Genomic DNA, 16,366 nt, shown 5'->3' with positions numbered 1-16,366 from the left:
CCTTAGACGGGCACCTTCTTCAGCATTTCGACGCCAACCTGGCCAGCCGCAATCTCACGCAGCGCAACCACGGTGGGCTTGTCACGGCTTTCGATTTTCGGCGTGTGGCCTTGAGCGAGCTGACGAGCGCGATAAGTCGCGGCAAGCGCCAGTTCGAAGCGATTCGGGATCTGTTTCAGACAGTCTTCGACGGTAATGCGGGCCATGTTGAAAATTCCTTCTCTGTATGTTGGTTATTCTACCTTATGTCCTTCCGACCTCGCCCGTATCACGCGTGCGGCAAGTGAATGCCGAGCTGCATGAAGAGGTCCGTGTGGCGCGCGTATTGCGATGCGAAGCGCGAGCGCGTCGCCGACACGAGGCATTGCAGTTCCGCGAGCGCGCGGTCGAAGTTTTCGTTGATCACGACGTACTCCGCTTCCGCCGCGTGCGCCATCTCGCTGCCCGCTGCGAGAAGACGACGCGTGATCACGTTCGGCTCATCCTGCCCGCGCTTCTTCAGGCGCTCTTCAAGTGCTTCGAGCGACGGCGGCAAAATGAAAATCTCGACGGCATTGCGAAACTGCTTCTTCACCTGCTGCGCGCCCTGCCAGTCGATTTCGAGCAGCACGTCGTGGCCGCTTTTCATCTGCTCCTCAATCCACACCCGCGACGTTGCGTAGTAGTTGCCATGCACTTCCGCGCTTTCGAGAAACTCGCCCGCGTCGTGGCGCAGCAGGAAGTCTTCGACCGTCGTGAAGTGATAGTGCTCGCCGTCCTGTTCCTTCGGACGCGGCGGGCGCGTGGTGTACGAAATCGACAGACGGATCGCCGGGTCGCGCGCGAGCAGCGCGTTGACGAGCGTCGACTTGCCGGCGCCCGACGGCGCGACAACCATGAACAGGTTGCCGGGATAAACGCCTGCGTATGGATTGCGCGGCGCGCTGCTTTCGCGTTTGGTTTCGGTCATGCTGGTGAGACTCCCGTATTACTCCAGGTTTTGTACTTGTTCGCGCATCTGTTCGATGAGCAGCTTGAGCGTCATCGACGAATCCGCGAGTTCCTTCGCGGCCGCTTTCGAGCCCAGCGTATTCGCTTCGCGGTTCAGCTCCTGCATCATGAAGTCCAGACGCTTGCCGACCTTGCCGCCCTTTTGAATCACGTGGCGCGTTTCGTTCAGATGCGCGGTGAGGCGCGACAGTTCTTCCGCGATGTCGATACGAATGCCGTACATCGTCACTTCCTGACGGATGCGCTCGGCGATCTCTTCGCGCGACACGATCGTCGCCGACTGGTCGGGCGCCGCGATGCCAAGCGCTTCCTGCAGACGCTCGACGATCTTCTGCTGATGCTTCGCGATCAACTCCGGCACGAGCGGCGTGATCTTCGTGACGATCGCTTCCATCTCGCTGACGTTGTTCAGCAGCATCGTCGCGAGTTGCGCGCCTTCGCGGCCGCGCACGTCTATCAGATCGCCGATTGCCTGCTTGCCGCATTCGAGCACGGCGTCGCGCAGCACTTCCGGCGACACGCCGCTCTCGGCCAGCACGCCAGGCCAGCGCAGGATTTCGCCCGTGCGCAGACGGCCCGCATCCGGAAACGATTCGAGCACCGCGCGCTCCAGCGACGCGAGTTGCGCGAGCGCGTCGCGATTGAGCGCGCCTGCGTTCGTCGACTGCTCGCTGCGCTGCAGGTTGATACGGATATCGACCTTGCCGCGCGACAGCTTGTTCATCAGCATTTCGCGCAGCGTCGGCTCGCAGACGCGCACGTCTTCCGGCATCCGGAAGTTGAGATCGAGAAAGCGCGAGTTCACCGTGCGCAATTCGACGGATACGCTGACGCCGCCGTTGCCCGTTGCTGCTGCGAGTTCGCGCGTGGCGCTCGCATAGCCAGTCATACTGTAGATCATGATGGGTCTCGCGATTGTGGTCGCGCGAACATCACATCGCACGACCAGGGATTCGAGTCGCCCGGCGTTTACGAGACGCGAGGCGGGGAACGCGCATTATCCCATTTTTGCCGGTGACACCTGCCGGAAGCGGCCTTCGGGTAAGCCCGGGCGGGCGGCTTTCGCGGCGCGTTGGCCGGCGCGCCGACAGGCAGGGCTCCCGGCGCGGCGCACCGGGTTGACGCGCGCGGGCGGCGGCGGCGCGATCGGCGGTAAAATTGCGGTTTGCTTCCGCCCTCTCTTCCCCTTCATTCCCCTCAATTCCGACGATGAACGACACCACGAAACGCCCCAGCGGCCGCGCCGCCGATCAGCTGCGCGACGTGCGCATCACGCGCCATTACACGAAGCACGCGGAAGGCTCCGTGCTGGTCGAATTCGGCGATACCAAGGTGATCTGCACGGCGAGCGTCGCTGAAAGCGTGCCCGCGTTTCTGCGCGACCGCGGCCAGGGATGGCTGACGGCCGAATACGGCATGCTGCCGCGCGCGACGCACACGCGCAGCGACCGCGAAGCCGCGCGGGGCAAGCAGACGGGCCGCACGCAGGAAATCCAGCGCCTGATTGGCCGCGCGCTGCGCTCGGTGTTCGATCTCGAACGGCTCGGCGCGCGCACGATCAATATCGATTGCGACGTGATCCAGGCCGATGGCGGCACGCGCACGGCGAGCATCACGGGCGCGTTCGTCGCCGCGCACGACGCCGTCGCGAAGCTGCTCGCGACGGGCCGCATCGAAGCGTCGCCGATCAACGATTACGTCGCGGCGATTTCCGTCGGCGTGTTCGACGGCCTGCCTGTGCTTGATCTCGACTACGACGAAGACTCGCAGTGCGACACCGACATGAACGTCGTGATGACGGGCGACGGCGGCTTCGTCGAGATTCAAGGCACGGCGGAAGGCGTGCCGTTTTCGCGCGACGAAATGAACAAGCTGCTCGATCTCGCACAAAGCGGCATCAGGACGCTGATCGAGAAGCAAAAGGAAGCATTGGAGTTGAAGGGTGAGTGATCGACAGGACAACGCGCTGCGCAAGGTCGTGCTCGCGTCGAACAATGCGGGCAAGCTGCGCGAGTTTGCGGCGCTGTTCGGCACGGCGGGCATCGAGCTGATTCCGCAAGGCGCGCTGAACGTGCCGGAGGCGGAAGAGCCGCATCCGACCTTCGTCGAGAATGCGCTGACGAAGGCGCGTCATGCATCGAAGCTGACGGGTCTGCCCGCCATCGCCGACGATTCCGGCCTGTGCGTGCGCGCATTGCGCGGCGCGCCTGGCGTTTATTCGGCGCGTTACGCGCAACTCGCGGGCGGCGAGAAAAGCGATGCGGCGAACAACGCGCGCCTCGTCGAGCAACTGAAGGACGTAAGCGACCGGCGTGCGTACTACTTCTGCGTGCTCGCGCTCGTGCGCCATGCCGACGACCCCGAGCCGCTGATCGCCGAAGGCCGCTGGCACGGCGAGATGCTCGATGCGCCGCGCGGCGCGAACGGCTTCGGCTATGACCCGTACTTCTTTTTGCCGGCGCTGAACGCGACGGCGGCCGAACTGGAGCCTGCCGTGAAGAATGCGAGCAGTCATCGCGCGATTGCGTTGCAACAGCTGTTCGCGCGGCTGAAGGAGGAAGCGTGAGCCACGCATCGACGACGGGAGCCGGCGTGATCAAGGCGTTCACGTCGCCCGGCAGCATCCGTTTGACATCGCTGCCGCCGCTCGCGCTTTATGTGCACTTTCCGTGGTGCGTGCGCAAGTGCCCGTACTGCGACTTCAACTCGCACGAGTCGAAAGGCGGCGCGTTTCCCGAGGATGATTACCTCGACGCGCTGCGCAGCGATCTCGAACAGGCGCTGCCACTCGTGTGGGGACGGCAGGTGCATACGGTGTTCATCGGCGGCGGGACGCCGAGTCTGATGTCGGCGAAAGGGCTCGATCGCCTCTTGTCCGACGTGCGCGCGCTGCTGCCACTCGATGCCGACGCCGAAATCACACTCGAAGCGAACCCCGGCACGTTCGAAGCCGACAAGTTCGCGCAGTTCCGCGCGAGTGGCGTGAACCGGTTGTCGGTCGGCATCCAGAGCTTCAATGAGACGCATCTAAAGGCGCTCGGCCGCATTCACGATGCGACGCAGGCGCGCCATGCTGTCGAGGTCGCCGCGACGACGTTCGATAACTTCAATCTCGACCTGATGTTCGCGCTGCCGAAGCAGACGCTTGCCGAATGCCAGGCGGACATCGAGACGGCGCTGTCGTTCGCGCCGCCGCATCTGTCGCTGTATCACCTGACGCTCGAACCGAACACGCTGTTCGCGAAGTTTCCGCCCCCGCTGCCCGACGACGATTCGTCCGCCGACATGCAGGACTGGATTCACGAACGCACGCGCGAGGCGGGCTATGAGCGGTATGAGGTGTCGGCGTATGCGAAGCCGCATCGGCAGAGCAAGCACAACTTGAATTATTGGCGCTTCGGCGACTATCTCGGCATCGGCGCGGGCGCGCATACGAAGCTGTCGTTTCCGAACCGGATCCTGCGGCAGATGCGCTACAAGCATCCGGCGACGTTTATCGAAGAGGCGCGTTCGGGCAACGCCGTGCAGGAAGAGCATGAAGTCGGCGCACACGATCTGCCGTTCGAATTCATGCTGAACGCGCTGCGGCTGGTGGAAGGGTTTCCGGTGCATCGGTTCATCGAGCGTACGGGTCTGCCGATGACATCGATCGAGCCGGCCTTGCAGGAAGCGGAGCGTCGCGGGCTGATCACGCGCGACTATGAAAAGATCGTGCCGACGCCGCTCGGCCAGGCATTTCTCAACGATCTTCAAGGGCTGTTTTTGAAGGATTCGTGAGTGCGGTCGTGGTTTGTTGTCCGTGGGCGTGGCGTTCCAGGTTACAATTTCGGGCTCGGAGGGTTGGCAGAGCGGTTGAATGCACCGGTCTTGAAAACCGGCGAGGCTTTACGGCCTCCGTGGGTTCGAATCCCACACCCTCCGCCAGTTTCTTCCTAGTGTGCTTCGGCCTGAGTCTCGTCAGTCGCATGAAGCCCCAAGTCTCCGCAGATTGCGGTCCGTAGTGCGCAAGCGCGACTACTTCTCCTCCCCGTCATCCGAAAGCAGATCGGACAGATCCGTCGGCGGCAACCGCCGCATCGTCTTTTCCAGCTTCTTATCGTACTGACGATCGTTCGGGTCTCCTCGCTTCTGCGCTTTGCGGCCGTAACGTTGTACAAAGCAGGCGAGTTCTCGGACGAGGCGCGTTTTCTTTGTTTCCGCTGTCATGCCAGCGAGCAATCCGATCGTGTGGTTAGGGAAGTGAATAAGGGTCAATCTTGCCGCCCTCGATTACGAAATGTCGCGCGTCGGAACCTGGCTCGAAGAGGCGCCAGTCTTCGTATTCTGGCGTGCGTCCGGACGTAACGATCATGCGCGTCCCTTCGGACAGAATCAGCTGCACGTCGCCTGATTCGTTTGCCAAAATGCTCTCGACGATAGTCCGCTCGTGTCCGACGAGCAGATCGCTTATCGACTCCGCAGCGCGACGCTGCGCCTCGTCTACTGATGCCGCGAGAACACCCTGTGTTGCAAGGACCTTCCCATTGCGTTCGATCTGCCAGTCGCACTGAACGTGCAGCGCCCATTGTCCTACGTGCTTGACTGCCCCCTTGAAGTTACTCACCTCCCGCAACAGGCCGAACTGCACGGTGAGCATGTCTGCGGCGTGGTGTACGGTGCTCACCTGTAACCCTCTAAGAACTGACAGACGGCCTTCAATCTCTTGTCGCGCATTGATCATTTGACAGTTCTGCGGTTCGTCTTTGGCAATGTCACTTCCGGCCGTGACAAACGCCGATTCTCATCTCGCTGGCGACTCGATCTCTAACGAGTCAAACTCAACGACAAGTTCCGCCCCGCACGTTGAAAAAACCTGCGCCACGATCCCCGGCCGGCCATCGGTCCATCGTTCAGCCTTCGCGAGTATCTGCTGCGCTTTTGCAAATCGCTGCGTTCCTGGCTCAAGGATCTCGATCGCATAGACGATATTCTGAAGCCCGAGATTTTCGAGCACGCATCGATTCATCCCAACGAACGACACGGATGCTCGTTGGTCTTGCAGGTACAGACCTAGCGTCAACGTCTCTCGTTCTTTTGAGACATGAATACTGTCCAGATACCAATCGTGAAAACGGTTAAAGACTTTCAAGGTGTCCATGTGATGATCTCAGTAAGGGAGAATTGAAACCGGGTTGCCCAAGTCACGATCGCGGCCGCTCCAGTTGTGGGAATGTGGGGCGCCAGCGCCGTGATCGTGGTCAAAATCAATGTCGACCGCGGCGTTCCCGTGGGCGTCGTACAGGCGTAGTTGTCCGCTGCCCGACGGATTTTCGATCCATGTATTCGGGGGACCGCCTTTGATCGGCATGCCTGCCAGGGTTTCTTGGTCGCCTGCGGGCGCATATTCCGGGTACTCGAAAGCCTCTGCCCCATCAAGCTTCGCCGATACGTCGCAGTCAACGAGACTCTCGCCATCGATGCCCTCATCCACTCCGTAGTTGGACAGATCTGGCAAGCCGTATTTGCTGATCCAGCCGGCTTGCGCAAACAGGGGCAACATGCTGACCGGATTGTTGAGCACCATCGCGTGCATGAACTCAGCGTTGATATCGTCCATCATCGCCTGGGTCTGCGCCCAAGTCGGGCCGCCCGCGTTCATCCGCTCAAGCTGCGTCCGGTAACGATCAGCAAGCGGAACGTCGAGCTCGGCATCGTAATCGGCGCGCCCCCAGAACGAAGGCGTCGGCGATCTCGTCGACACGGCTGCAACATTCCCACCACTCGAAGCATCTTCCGGAATCACAACAACCGCGCTCGCACCGCTCCGCACCATGCTCTGCAGCATCCGCACGACTTCCAGATCCGAGCCGGACCTTGTCAGCCGCTCATGCCAAGGGAAGTTCGCGCCAAGAAAGTTTCGCACTCGCGTAACAAGCGCGGCATCCTTCGCCCAGACATCAGCGTGAGCAGCTAGCGTGTATTTCCGTCCAGCTTCGATGGCTGCTTCCTTCGCCGCCGCTCCCAACAACGTACCGCGCATGAATTCGTCACGCCTGTACAGCACATAGTGATGCCACGAATCCGTTCTGAGTTCCGTTCCCATGATCCACCACGCGAGTCAACGTGCGCGTATAGGTAACATGAGCCGACACCCCCTTTGCAAAACTTCGTCAAGCCAAACCAACCGTCAACCCATGCCACGCGCATGCGCGCCACCCCTCACATCCGTACCAACGCTCATTGAATCGCAACACGCATCGTCTACGATGAAGATACATCTCGCGTGCGAGTTATTGCGATGTCTACCCTCTCGCTTCCCGGCCGCATCAACCCGACATTCAGGCGAACAGCGGCACTCGCCTTGACGCTGCTCTGCGCAGGCTGCAACTTCACCGTCACGCCGCCGCAGCGACCCGCGGTCGTCACGCCACCGCCCGCGGCGATCAACAGCCTGACACTCGATCAATACCGTTCGGTCGTCGCGCAACGCATCCTCGAACGCAACCCGTCGTATGTGCTGCGCGGCACTCCGCAGGCGATGCTGCGCTCGCTCGTCGTCGTGTCGTTCGTCGTGGACCGCAATGGACAGATCGTCGCATCGAGCGTCTTTCGCACGAACGGCGACGACGAAGCGGAGAGCACGGCGCTCGCGACCTTGCGACGCTCGGCGCCCTTGCCCCTGCCCCCGCCGAAATTGCTGAACGCGAAAGGCCAGGTGGAAATGTTCGAAGACTGGCTCTTCAACGACAACGGCAAGTTCCAGTTGCGCACGTTCGCGTCGCCGCAGGCACAAACGATCGATTGAAACCGCGCTCGATGCGCTGAGGTTTCAGCGAACACGGCGACTCGACGCCATCGTTCGGCTGCCTGCCGCAAACGTGCGTCGAAGCGAAACCCAAGCCGCTCCGACGAAGCCGCAAACAACGGCACGCAGCGCCCGCCTTGCTGCGCCCCGCCCGCGCTCGCTATAATTTTTTAAACATCTGCCGGAATCTCCGGCCATCGCTGCGTGCCGCGCGCTCACCCGCCCGCGTCGCACAGCGCGACCGTCACGCTGCCGCGCCACCCGCGCGCGCGTCCGCCCGGTTTGCATCGTGCTTCGCTTTCGCGCCGCTTCGCCCGCTCCGACGGCAACGCAGCGCGCGCGATGTCAGCACGTTGCAAGCTGTCGACTCGTTGCACATGCAACGGTCTCGCGTAGCAGGTTCGCCCGCACCGCTGTTCGCCACAGCTATGCACACAATTGCGCGCGCACCCGCTTCGCTCCACACTTATACGCACAAACAGACACACAAACGCGCACCGCCCGCCCCGCGGCTGCGTCACGACATTTGGAGACCCTGCATGTCCACATCGCCCCTTTCTAGCGCCCAGCCCGGCGCAGACCGAAAGAGCAGCGCTTCGCGCGTGATCTTCGCGAGCTTCATCGGCACCGCGATCGAGTTCTACGACTTCTACGTCTACGCGACGGCGGCCGCGCTCGTCATCGGCCCGGTGTTTTTCCCGCACGGCTCGGCGACCGCTCAGGCGCTGTCGGCGTTCGTCACATTCGGCATCGCGTTCATCGCGCGGCCGATCGGCTCGTTCCTGTTCGGCCACTTCGGCGACCGCATCGGACGCAAATCGACGCTCGTCGCGTCGCTGCTGGTCATGGGCCTGTCGACGACGCTGATCGGCTTCGTGCCCGGCTACGACTCGATCGGCAGCCTCGCGCCGATCCTGCTGTGCGTGTTGCGCTTCGGCCAGGGCATCGGCCTCGGCGGCGAATGGGGCGGCGCCGCCCTGCTCGCAACCGAGAACGCACCCGCCGGCAAGCGCGGCTGGTTCGGCATGTTCCCGCAACTCGGGCCGTCGATCGGCTTTCTCGCCTCCAACGGGCTGTTCTTCGGCCTCGCGCTGTCGCTGTCCGACGAGCAATTCCGCAGCTGGGGCTGGCGCGTGCCGTTCATCGTCAGCGCGGTGCTGGTCGCGCTCGGCCTGTACGTGCGCCTGAAAATCGCGGAAACGCCGGCGTTCCAGGCAGCGATCGACCGCCAGGAGTGCGTGCGCGTGCCCGTCGCAACGCTGCTCAGCCGCCATCTGGGTCCGGTACTGCTCGGCGCGTTCGCGATGGTCGTCTGCTACACGCTGTTCTATATCTCGACGGTGTTCTCGCTGTCGTATGGCGTGTCGGCGCTGCACATCTCGCGTCAGAGCTTCCTCGGCATGCTGTGCGTCGCCGTCGTCTTCATGGCGCTCGCGACGCCGCTGTCCGCATGGGCCAGCGACCGCTTCGGCCGCAAGCCGGTGCTGATCGTCGGCTGCATCGCCGCGATCCTGTCGGGCTTCACGATGGCGCCGTTGCTCGGCAGCGGCTCGATGCCGCTCGTGCAGCTGTTCCTCATCATCGAGCTGTTCCTGATGGGCGTCACCTTTGCACCGATGGGCGCGCTGCTGCCAGAACTGTTCCCGACCAACGTGCGCTACACGGGCGCGGGCGTCGCGTACAACCTGGGCGGCATTCTGGGCGCATCGGTGGCGCCGTATATCGCGCAGATGCTGGCGGCGAAGGGCGGCCTGTCGTGGGTGGGACTGTACGTGTCGACGGCAGCCGCGGTGAGCCTGGTCGGCGTGCTGTGCATGCGCGAAACGCGCGATACACGGTTGATGTGATGCATCGGCTGTCGACGTAAGTCGAAAGCGAAGCGGCCCCGGCGCGATGCACTGCGCCGGGGCCGTTTTTGTTTTGTAAGCCTGTCGAAGAAGCTTGAGTCCGTACGAACGAGAACCGGGAAACTCCCCCGCTTGCCGCCGCTTTTGACATGCCTATACTCGAATCAAAGCAAGCGGTCACGTAGTCATGCTGAACGGGGAGGCATCGATGAGCTTTCATTTAGGTAACGCGGATATCGTCGTCATCATCGCGCTGGCGCTGCTTGGCTCGCTGCTGCTCGCGCTGCGCTTCAAGCCGGCGAGCTGGAAAGGGATCGTCGTCGAAGCCCTCGCCGCCAATCTGGCCGCGATCGCCGCCGTCGTCGCTTTCGAAATGCTAATGGCCTGAGCGGCCATCAGCATCCATTGCCCGATCAGCGATATCAGCGGTAGTAGTAGCCGTGATGATGATAGCCACCGTCCGGCACCACGATACAGCCGCTCAGCGATGCCGCCAGCAGCGCGCCCGTCACCAAAGCCAAGATCAAGCGTTTCACGTTGTTTCTCCCTTTCGAGTCAGTATCGTTTTATTCGAGCGAACCCCGAATGACCTCGATTGAACACGAACCCAACAGGGGCGACCGTTGCAATTTGTAAGCATCGACTGAGCTTGTGTTACAGACGGCGAGCGCCGCGCTGCGCGGCGAATCATCGCGATGACAGGCGCTCGGCACGGCAGGACACGAATCAAAGCGCATGAAGGCCGCCCGGAAAGCCTTCGCGGGCGCGGCTTAGAGAGAATGGGCGCGGGCTGCGTCGCGCAGCGTCAACGAAACGCGCGGCCGAAAGCCAAAAGAAAAGCGACAGTTTTAACAGGCGTGTAATGGGCGCAATCACGATTGCGAGCGCATCAAGCGAATCTATCGCCGCATGCCAAAGGGAAACGACAGACGCCAAGCCCGCGCGAAGCGTCGCCGCAAAATTCGAAAAAAATCAAAAATGGTTGAACTTGTTCACACCCGCGTGGTCTCTACGGATGTTGTACAGGTTTGTTCTGCAGGTTTCCTCTCGGTCCGCGCGCTTCAGGCGCGGGCTTTTCAGAGGCGCCTCGCGACGGCGTCCGAAATTGGGCGACTGCGCGTGCGCCTCTTTTCTTTTTTCTCACGCTCCGCCCGCTTTCCCCCAGCCAGCCTCAGGCCGCGGCGACCGATTTGCCCTGTCCGCCAAGACCGAGCGGGTCGGCGTGAACGTGATCGATGGCGGCCAGCGCCTCGGCAACGGGCGGCACCGAATTGCCATCCCCAATCGAAACCGACCGGAACGGCACGTTATTCTCAAACGTTTCCCGCGACGTCGCGATGAAGATCATCACGGTGCGCTTGCCGAGCGCGTGCGCCAGATGGACGAAGCCCGTATCGACGCCGATCACGAAGTCCGACGCCGCGATCACCTGGGCGATTTCGGTCACGCTCAGTTGCGGCAGCAGTTCCGCGCCCTCCACCTGATCGACGATCGCCAGCCCCTCGCTACGCTCAGCCTGCGACCCCCACGGCACGACGACATGAAAGCCGCGCCGCACGAGTTCTTGCGCGATGGCGATCCAGTGCGCCGCCGGCCACTTCTTGTCGTCCTTGGATGCCGCGTGGAACAGCATCGCCAGCGGGCGTCCGCCCGTATCGACGAGCGGCCTGGACGGCGCGGGAATATGCAGGTTGTAGTCAGGCGGATTGTCGAGCGGATAGCCGAGCGCCGTGCTGACGGTCTCGCGCATGCCGCTCCATGCATTGCGATCGCGCGCCGGCGCGAACCGGCCGGTATAGGCGAACGCCGCACCGCGCTCGCCGAGATGCTCGTTGCCATAACCGAGGCGCTTTCGCGAACGCGACAGGAACGAGATGATCGCGCTCTTGTAGACGCCGTGAATGTCCAGCGCGAAGTCGTAACGATACGCGCGCAGTTCGGCGATCGACTGCCAGATCGCCTTGAAATCCGACCAGCGGCGCGCCTTCTTGAAGCGGCGCAGCGGTGCGGCCAGCACACGGTCGGTGCCGGGATTCCAGCGGGCAATCTCGGCGAACGATTCGTCGACTGCCCAGTCGACCTCGACACCGGGAAACGCGCGCTTCAGATCCGATACGATCGGCTGAGCCTGTATCACGTCGCCCATGGAGGTGACTTTGACGATGAGAATTCGCTTCATTGATGGCCCGTGTTGTGGCTGTTGTAACTGCTCGCTAGCAATCTGCAATTTTAGCTGACCAGCCCGACAATTGCCCGCAAAATGGGCAGCAGCCAATCTTGCCCGGCCTGTTCCGTCGTTACCAGACGTTACTTTCCTTGACAGGCTACCGCCCCCAGCCGGGTCAGTCCGGCAACCATCCGGCCCGTTTTTGCCGCGCCGCCGTCTGCGAGACGACTATAATTTGCCCATTTCTCAGCCCGACTCCCCATGTCACGGACACCCCTGCTGTCCTCGAGCATCGGCCGGCGCGTACGGCGTCTGTGGCGTCAGTACGGCATTTTCTGGCTGGGTGCGATCGCTGTCGGCCTCACGGCCGTCTTCTATGCGCGGCTGATCGACCTCGGTTACAACGCTTTCCTCCATCTGCAGAACGAGCACCGGTGGCTCACGTTGTTTTTGACGCCCACCGTCGCGGCGGCGTCGGTCTGGCTCACGCGGCGCTTCTATCGCGGCGCCGAAGGCAGCGGCATCCCACAGGTCATCGCGACGCTGCATTCGAACACCAGCGCCGCCGGCACGCGGCTGCTCACGTTCCCGATTCTGCTCGGCAAGATTCTCGTGTCGTTTCTCGCGATACTCGGCGGCTTCACGATCGGGCGCGAAGGGCCGACCGTACAGGTCGGCGCGGCGCTGATGTTCAACCTGCGCCGCCTCTACCCGCGCTCGAATGCGCTGATCGAACGGCAACTGGTGCTGGCGGGCGCGGCGGCCGGCCTGTCGGCGGCCTTCAATACGCCGCTCGCGGGCATCGTGTTCGCCATCGAGGAACTCACCCGCAGCTTCGAAGCGCGCACCAGCGGCGTGCTGATCACGGCCATCATCATCGCCGGGATCATCGCGCTCGGCCTGAACGGCAACTACACGTACTTCGGCACGATCGACATCGGCACGCATTTCCCCGATTCGCTCGCGGTGGCCGTCATCATCACGGGCATCGTCACGGGCATCGCGGGTGGCGTGTTCGGCTGGCTGCTGCTGAACACCCGGCGCTGGCTTCCCGCTCCGTTGCTCAGCCTGAACAACGAGCGGCCCGTCGCGTTTGCCGCGCTGTGCGGACTGGTCATTGCGGTGATCGGTCTCGTGTCGGGCGGTACGACCTTCGGCAGCGGCTACGCGGAAGCGCGCGGGCTGCTCTACGGCACGGAGCATCTGTCGGTGTTCTATCCGCTGCTGAAGATGGCGTCGATGATCGGCTCGTATCTGCCGGGCATTCCCGGTGGCATCTTCGCGCCGTCGCTGTCGATCGGCGCAGGCTTCGGCAATGTGCTGCACATGGCCTTCAGCGACATGCAGTTGCCGATGCTGATCGCGCTCGCGATGGTCGGCTATCTTGCGGCCGTCACGCAGTCGCCGATCACGTCGTTCGTGATCGTGATGGAGATGATCAACGGCCACGCGCTCGTGATTTCGCTGATGGCGACGGCGCTCGTGTCGAGCCGGATTTCGAGCGTGTTTGCGCCGCCGTTGTATGAGGCGCTGGCGAACCGGTACATGACGCCCGCCGCTTCTGCTGCGACGCCTCCCGTCGAAGAAGAAAGCCCTGGCGAAGAACAACCGTCCACGCCCAACGAAGCAAAAGAATGAACTCGCGGCAGATCGGCTTTCGCCATGGCCGTTAAAAAATCGGGCGCATCCCGCAGAGATGCGCCCGACCTCCCCACAATCGTCAGTACACGACGACGCCGACCGGATGGTAATACACCGGGCGTGCCGGCACGACGACGCAACCGGCCAACGTGACCGCCAGCACGGCGATCGCGAGCAAGGTCCTTTTTCTCATGTGACGACTCCCTTGATGGTTGCGATAGAGCGCGCTCTTGGGCGCGTTCGGAGAACGGGCAGATGGCCGCGTGCGATGCCGTCAACACGCGCCATCACAGCCCGCTGGATTCACCCGGGCATCACGCCCAGTGGCCTTGCACCCAGCGCCAGTTCGGACCATGCGCGACCCAGTGGCCCGGCACCCAGTGATAGCCGACGCGCTCGGCCTGCCAGTGTCCCGCCACCCACACGTAGCGGCCGTGGTCCCAGCGCCAGTGGCCCTTGTCCCACACATAGCCCGTGCGCGGCGCAGGCACGGCTTCGAAGCGCTCGACGGGCGGCGCCGACGGCGCCACGACGATCACTTCCGCAGCCGACGCCGACGCAACGGCAGACAGACCGGACACCGCGAGCACAGCGGAAACTGCGAGCAGACGAATCGACTTGTTCATGTTTTCACCTCTTGTGTCAGCACCGAATGACGGCGTTGTCCGTTCAATGCGCGAGGTGACGAAAGGGCTGACAGCGGACGTGTTACCGCGTGCCCTCAAGTGCAACGGATTATTTCGGGGGAATCGACGGGAGAGCGTGCGCAGCGAAATGTGCGCAAAAAACGATGGCACAGCAAAGCGCGTCACCCGATGACGGTGACGCGCGTCAAGCGATAAACGAGCTACAGACCGCTCAAGCCTGCGGAATCTCGATCTTGACCTCGAGCACTTCGAGGTCGTCGTGTCGCTCGAGATTGACGCGGATATCGTCGTCGGAAATCTTCACGTACTTCGAGATCACGGCGACGAGTTCGCGTTGCAACGCGGGCAGATAATCGGCGGGCGCTTTGCCGCCTACGCGCTCATGCGCGATGATCAACTGCAGGCGTTCCTTCGCTATCGACGCAGACTTCTTCTTCTCGCCCAGCAAAAACGAAAGAATGGACATCACGTGCGCCCCCCTTACTTGGTGCCGAAGAGGCGCTGCAGCAGGCCCGGCTTCTGGTAATCGGTAAAGCGAAGCGACTTCTGCTCGCCGAGGAAACGCGATACGACGTCCTTGTACGCTTCGGCGACATCCGTGCCGTCGAGGTGCACAGCGGGCAAGCCCTGGTTCGACGCATGCAGCACGGCTTCCGATTCCGGAATCACGCCAATCAGGTCGATGCGCAGGATTTCCTGAATATCGGTGAGCGACAGCATCTCGCCTTCGCTCACGCGCTTCGGGTTGTAGCGCGTGATCAGCAGATGCTCCTTGATGGGCTCCTTGCCGTCGATCGCGCGCTTGGTCTTCGACGACAGAATGCCGAGAATGCGATCCGAGTCGCGCACCGACGACACTTCCGGGTTCGTCACGATCAGCGCTTCATCCGCGAAGTGCATGGCGAGCAGCGCGCCCGATTCGATACCCGCCGGCGAATCGCACACGATGTATTCGAAGTCCATCGCGATCAGGTCGTTGATGACCTTCTCGACGCCTTCCATCGTCAGCGCGTCTTTATCGCGCGTCTGCGACGCGGGCAGGATGAACAGGTTCTCGCACTTCTTGTCCTTGATCATCGCCTGATTCAGGTTGGCTTCGCCCTGGATCACGTTGATCAGGTCGTACACCACGCGACGCTCGCAGCCCATGATGAGATCGAGATTGCGCAGGCCCACGTCGAAATCGATCACTGCCGTTTTCGCGCCACGCAATGCGAGCGCGGATGCGAAACTCGCGCTCGTGGTCGTCTTGCCTACGCCACCCTTGCCCGAAGTCACCACAATGATTTTTGCCATTACCCTTTACCTTGTGTTCGTCAATTCGTCTATTGAGTCCGGCGGGAGTTCCATCGCGCAGCACGCGCACTGCATGCGCGGCGCGCGCGTCAGGTGAGCCGCAGCGGTTCGATCATCAGCTTTTCTTCATCGAGCCAGATCTGCACCGCCTTGCCGAGCACGTCGGCAGGCAGCGGGTTCTCGGTCGTCCGGTAGATGCCCGCAATCGAGATCAGCTCGGGTTCGAGACACGTGCAGAAGATGCGCGCGTCGTGATTGCCGTGCACGCCCGCCAGAGCGCGGCCGCGCAACGGCGCGTAAATATGGATGTTGCCTTCCGCGATCACTTCGGCGCCGTTGCTCACCATGCCGAGCACGACGAGATCGCCCTTCGCGTAGATGCGCTGGCCTGAACGCAGCGGCTTGTCGACCACCATCGTCTGCGACGAGGTGCCGATGCGCACGGGTTCGGCGGCTGCCGAGCCGGCCTGCTCCGGCTCCTGCGCGGCAGGCTCCGCAGCGGGTGCCGTGTCTGTTTTCGCCGTGGCGGCAGCCTTTGCTTCGTCGCCGCCTGCTTCCACATTGCTCTTGCTGACGCGAGCGTCCCGAGCGTCGCGCGCATCGAGCAGCGGCAGACCGGCGTCGTTCGCCCACGCGTGCTGCGTGCTGTCGGCGACGACGCCGATGGGACGCATGCGCACACTGTCCAGCAGCTTCGCGATGTCCGCGAGCGGCACGCGCTCATTTTCCGCAAGACGGCGCACGTCGATGGCAACGGTGTCGTTCGCGAAGAATTCGGGCGTCGCCTCGAAGCGCCGGGTCAGCTCGGCACGCATCTCATCGAGGTTGGTCGTCTTGACGACAAACAGCAATGTGTCGACCGCGCCACTGCGCAGTTCAAAAAATGGCGATTTCTTCGGCGACATAGCGTTCGGCAAAAAATTTTGCGTATTTTACAGGCGTCCTGGCGAACGGTGAGCATTTTTGCCAATAAGTCTTCACGCGACAGGAAAAT

20 protein-coding genes and 1 tRNA gene are annotated in these 16,366 nt (G+C 62.5%); 8 read left to right on the top strand and 13 right to left on the bottom strand.

Annotated features, from left to right (window positions below):
* Positions 1 to 2: 2 nt before the first annotated feature.
* The 3 genes from rpoZ to H1204_RS04070 form a co-directional block, all read right to left on the bottom strand.
* Complete coding sequence (rpoZ, locus tag H1204_RS04080; protein ID WP_006025620.1) at positions 3 to 206, bottom strand: DNA-directed RNA polymerase subunit omega; 204 nt, start codon at positions 204 to 206, stop codon at positions 3 to 5.
* A 62-nt stretch (positions 207 to 268) separates the two neighbouring features.
* The gene (gmk, locus tag H1204_RS04075; RefSeq protein WP_131240385.1) at positions 269 to 949 is read right to left on the bottom strand and encodes a guanylate kinase; all 681 of its coding nucleotides are present in this window, start codon (positions 947 to 949) and stop codon (positions 269 to 271) included.
* 18 nt (positions 950 to 967) lie between these two features.
* Positions 968 to 1,891, bottom strand: a complete 924-nt coding sequence (locus H1204_RS04070) for a YicC/YloC family endoribonuclease (protein WP_180729949.1) — start codon at positions 1,889 to 1,891, stop codon at positions 968 to 970.
* A 308-nt stretch (positions 1,892 to 2,199) separates the two neighbouring features.
* On the opposite strand from H1204_RS04070, the gene rph reads away from it, so the two are divergent.
* From rph to H1204_RS04050, 4 genes are all read left to right on the top strand, one after another.
* Entirely contained in the window at positions 2,200 to 2,940 is a 741-nt protein-coding gene (rph, locus tag H1204_RS04065; protein ID WP_180729948.1) for a ribonuclease PH, read from the top strand.
* The gene (gene rdgB / locus H1204_RS04060) at positions 2,933 to 3,556 is read left to right on the top strand and encodes an RdgB/HAM1 family non-canonical purine NTP pyrophosphatase (RefSeq protein WP_180729946.1); all 624 of its coding nucleotides are present in this window, start codon (positions 2,933 to 2,935) and stop codon (positions 3,554 to 3,556) included. Before rph ends, rdgB begins: the two co-directional genes overlap by 8 nt.
* Positions 3,553 to 4,767 carry a radical SAM family heme chaperone HemW gene (gene hemW / locus H1204_RS04055; protein ID WP_180729945.1) on the top strand — a complete coding sequence of 405 codons (1,215 nt, stop codon included), beginning with the start codon at positions 3,553 to 3,555 and terminating at the stop codon, positions 4,765 to 4,767. The genes rdgB and hemW overlap by 4 nt, the downstream gene beginning before the upstream one ends.
* A gap of 57 nt (positions 4,768 to 4,824) precedes the next feature.
* Positions 4,825 to 4,914: transfer RNA gene (locus H1204_RS04050), tRNA-Ser, on the top strand.
* 90 nt (positions 4,915 to 5,004) lie between these two features.
* On the opposite strand, the gene H1204_RS04045 is transcribed toward H1204_RS04050, so the two are convergent.
* Genes H1204_RS04045 through H1204_RS04030 form a run of 4 tightly spaced genes read right to left on the bottom strand, consistent with a single transcriptional unit; the run spans position 5,005 to position 7,072 of the window.
* Complete coding sequence (locus H1204_RS04045; protein WP_243468551.1) at positions 5,005 to 5,244, bottom strand: hypothetical protein; 240 nt, start codon at positions 5,242 to 5,244, stop codon at positions 5,005 to 5,007.
* Positions 5,222 to 5,710 (bottom strand): hypothetical protein, encoded by a 489-nt coding sequence (locus tag H1204_RS04040; RefSeq protein ID WP_180729944.1) that lies wholly within the window; start codon positions 5,708 to 5,710, stop codon positions 5,222 to 5,224. Before H1204_RS04040 ends, H1204_RS04045 begins: the two co-directional genes overlap by 23 nt.
* Positions 5,711 to 5,770: 60 nt before the next feature.
* Positions 5,771 to 6,127 (bottom strand): hypothetical protein, encoded by a 357-nt coding sequence (locus tag H1204_RS04035; RefSeq protein WP_180729942.1) that lies wholly within the window; start codon positions 6,125 to 6,127, stop codon positions 5,771 to 5,773.
* Between the two features lie 9 nt (positions 6,128 to 6,136).
* Positions 6,137 to 7,072 (bottom strand): hypothetical protein, encoded by a 936-nt coding sequence (locus H1204_RS04030; protein ID WP_180729941.1) that lies wholly within the window; start codon positions 7,070 to 7,072, stop codon positions 6,137 to 6,139.
* 195 nt (positions 7,073 to 7,267) lie between these two features.
* Between H1204_RS04030 and H1204_RS04025 the strand changes: the two genes are divergently transcribed.
* Positions 7,268 to 7,774 carry a TonB family protein gene (locus tag H1204_RS04025; RefSeq protein ID WP_180729939.1) on the top strand — a complete coding sequence of 169 codons (507 nt, stop codon included), beginning with the start codon at positions 7,268 to 7,270 and terminating at the stop codon, positions 7,772 to 7,774.
* 215 nt (positions 7,775 to 7,989) lie between these two features.
* On the opposite strand, the gene H1204_RS04020 is transcribed toward H1204_RS04025, so the two are convergent.
* Positions 7,990 to 8,133, bottom strand: coding sequence for a hypothetical protein (locus H1204_RS04020; protein ID WP_180729937.1), 144 nt, complete (start codon positions 8,131 to 8,133; stop codon positions 7,990 to 7,992).
* 180 nt (positions 8,134 to 8,313) lie between these two features.
* On the opposite strand from H1204_RS04020, the gene H1204_RS04015 reads away from it, so the two are divergent.
* Together H1204_RS04015 and H1204_RS04010 are read left to right on the top strand one after the other, a co-directional pair.
* Positions 8,314 to 9,621, top strand: coding sequence for an MFS transporter (locus tag H1204_RS04015; RefSeq protein ID WP_180729936.1), 1,308 nt, complete (start codon positions 8,314 to 8,316; stop codon positions 9,619 to 9,621).
* A gap of 208 nt (positions 9,622 to 9,829) precedes the next feature.
* Positions 9,830 to 10,009 (top strand): hypothetical protein, encoded by a 180-nt coding sequence (locus tag H1204_RS04010; RefSeq protein WP_180729934.1) that lies wholly within the window; start codon positions 9,830 to 9,832, stop codon positions 10,007 to 10,009.
* Positions 10,010 to 10,792: 783 nt separating this feature from the next.
* Here the strand turns inward: H1204_RS04010 and waaC are convergent.
* Positions 10,793 to 11,800, bottom strand: coding sequence for a lipopolysaccharide heptosyltransferase I (waaC, locus tag H1204_RS04005; protein WP_180729932.1), 1,008 nt, complete (start codon positions 11,798 to 11,800; stop codon positions 10,793 to 10,795).
* A gap of 249 nt (positions 11,801 to 12,049) precedes the next feature.
* Here waaC and H1204_RS04000 point away from each other — a divergent pair, with 249 nt between their 5' ends.
* Positions 12,050 to 13,426: a chloride channel protein gene (locus tag H1204_RS04000; RefSeq protein WP_180729931.1), complete on the top strand. Its 1,377-nt coding sequence runs from the start codon at positions 12,050 to 12,052 to the stop codon at positions 13,424 to 13,426.
* Positions 13,427 to 13,743: 317 nt separating this feature from the next.
* On the opposite strand, the gene H1204_RS03995 is transcribed toward H1204_RS04000, so the two are convergent.
* The 4 genes from H1204_RS03995 to minC all read right to left on the bottom strand — a co-directional run bounded on the left by H1204_RS03995 (position 13,744) and on the right by minC (position 16,277).
* The gene (locus H1204_RS03995) at positions 13,744 to 14,055 is read right to left on the bottom strand and encodes a YXWGXW repeat-containing protein (RefSeq protein ID WP_180729929.1); all 312 of its coding nucleotides are present in this window, start codon (positions 14,053 to 14,055) and stop codon (positions 13,744 to 13,746) included.
* Between the two features lie 232 nt (positions 14,056 to 14,287).
* Complete coding sequence (gene minE / locus H1204_RS03990; RefSeq protein ID WP_007583338.1) at positions 14,288 to 14,542, bottom strand: cell division topological specificity factor MinE; 255 nt, start codon at positions 14,540 to 14,542, stop codon at positions 14,288 to 14,290.
* A gap of 14 nt (positions 14,543 to 14,556) precedes the next feature.
* Positions 14,557 to 15,372: a septum site-determining protein MinD gene (gene minD, locus H1204_RS03985; protein WP_007583340.1), complete on the bottom strand. Its 816-nt coding sequence runs from the start codon at positions 15,370 to 15,372 to the stop codon at positions 14,557 to 14,559.
* 89 nt (positions 15,373 to 15,461) lie between these two features.
* Positions 15,462 to 16,277, bottom strand: coding sequence for a septum site-determining protein MinC (minC, locus tag H1204_RS03980; protein ID WP_180729927.1), 816 nt, complete (start codon positions 16,275 to 16,277; stop codon positions 15,462 to 15,464).
* Positions 16,278 to 16,366 lie beyond the last annotated feature (89 nt).

The sequence above is a fragment of the Paraburkholderia sp. PGU19 genome (genome assembly GCF_013426915.1).
Classification (GTDB): domain Bacteria; phylum Pseudomonadota; class Gammaproteobacteria; order Burkholderiales; family Burkholderiaceae; genus Paraburkholderia.
The sequence above is the reverse complement of the archived record's forward strand: the minus strand, read 5'-3'. Positions and strand labels throughout refer to the sequence as shown.

Excerpts from the sequence above, each read along its gene's own strand:
- rpoZ (WP_006025620.1), bottom strand. The coding sequence starts at position 206 with ATGGCCCGCATTACCGTCGAAGACTGTCTGAAACAGATCCCGAATCGC.
- gmk (WP_131240385.1), bottom strand. The coding sequence starts at position 949 with ATGACCGAAACCAAACGCGAAAGCAGCGCGCCGCGCAATCCATACGCA.
- H1204_RS04070 (WP_180729949.1), bottom strand. The coding sequence starts at position 1,891 with ATGATCTACAGTATGACTGGCTATGCGAGCGCCACGCGCGAACTCGCA.
- rph (WP_180729948.1), top strand. The coding sequence starts at position 2,200 with ATGAACGACACCACGAAACGCCCCAGCGGCCGCGCCGCCGATCAGCTG.
- H1204_RS04040 (WP_180729944.1), bottom strand. The coding sequence starts at position 5,710 with ATGATCAATGCGCGACAAGAGATTGAAGGCCGTCTGTCAGTTCTTAGA.
- H1204_RS04035 (WP_180729942.1), bottom strand. The coding sequence starts at position 6,127 with ATGGACACCTTGAAAGTCTTTAACCGTTTTCACGATTGGTATCTGGAC.
- H1204_RS04030 (WP_180729941.1), bottom strand. The coding sequence starts at position 7,072 with ATGGGAACGGAACTCAGAACGGATTCGTGGCATCACTATGTGCTGTAC.
- H1204_RS04025 (WP_180729939.1), top strand. The coding sequence starts at position 7,268 with ATGTCTACCCTCTCGCTTCCCGGCCGCATCAACCCGACATTCAGGCGA.
- H1204_RS04015 (WP_180729936.1), top strand. The coding sequence starts at position 8,314 with ATGTCCACATCGCCCCTTTCTAGCGCCCAGCCCGGCGCAGACCGAAAG.
- H1204_RS04010 (WP_180729934.1), top strand. The coding sequence starts at position 9,830 with ATGAGCTTTCATTTAGGTAACGCGGATATCGTCGTCATCATCGCGCTG.
- waaC (WP_180729932.1), bottom strand. The coding sequence starts at position 11,800 with ATGAAGCGAATTCTCATCGTCAAAGTCACCTCCATGGGCGACGTGATA.
- H1204_RS04000 (WP_180729931.1), top strand. The coding sequence starts at position 12,050 with ATGTCACGGACACCCCTGCTGTCCTCGAGCATCGGCCGGCGCGTACGG.
- H1204_RS03995 (WP_180729929.1), bottom strand. The coding sequence starts at position 14,055 with ATGAACAAGTCGATTCGTCTGCTCGCAGTTTCCGCTGTGCTCGCGGTG.
- minE (WP_007583338.1), bottom strand. The coding sequence starts at position 14,542 with ATGTCCATTCTTTCGTTTTTGCTGGGCGAGAAGAAGAAGTCTGCGTCG.
- minD (WP_007583340.1), bottom strand. The coding sequence starts at position 15,372 with ATGGCAAAAATCATTGTGGTGACTTCGGGCAAGGGTGGCGTAGGCAAG.
- minC (WP_180729927.1), bottom strand. The coding sequence starts at position 16,277 with ATGTCGCCGAAGAAATCGCCATTTTTTGAACTGCGCAGTGGCGCGGTC.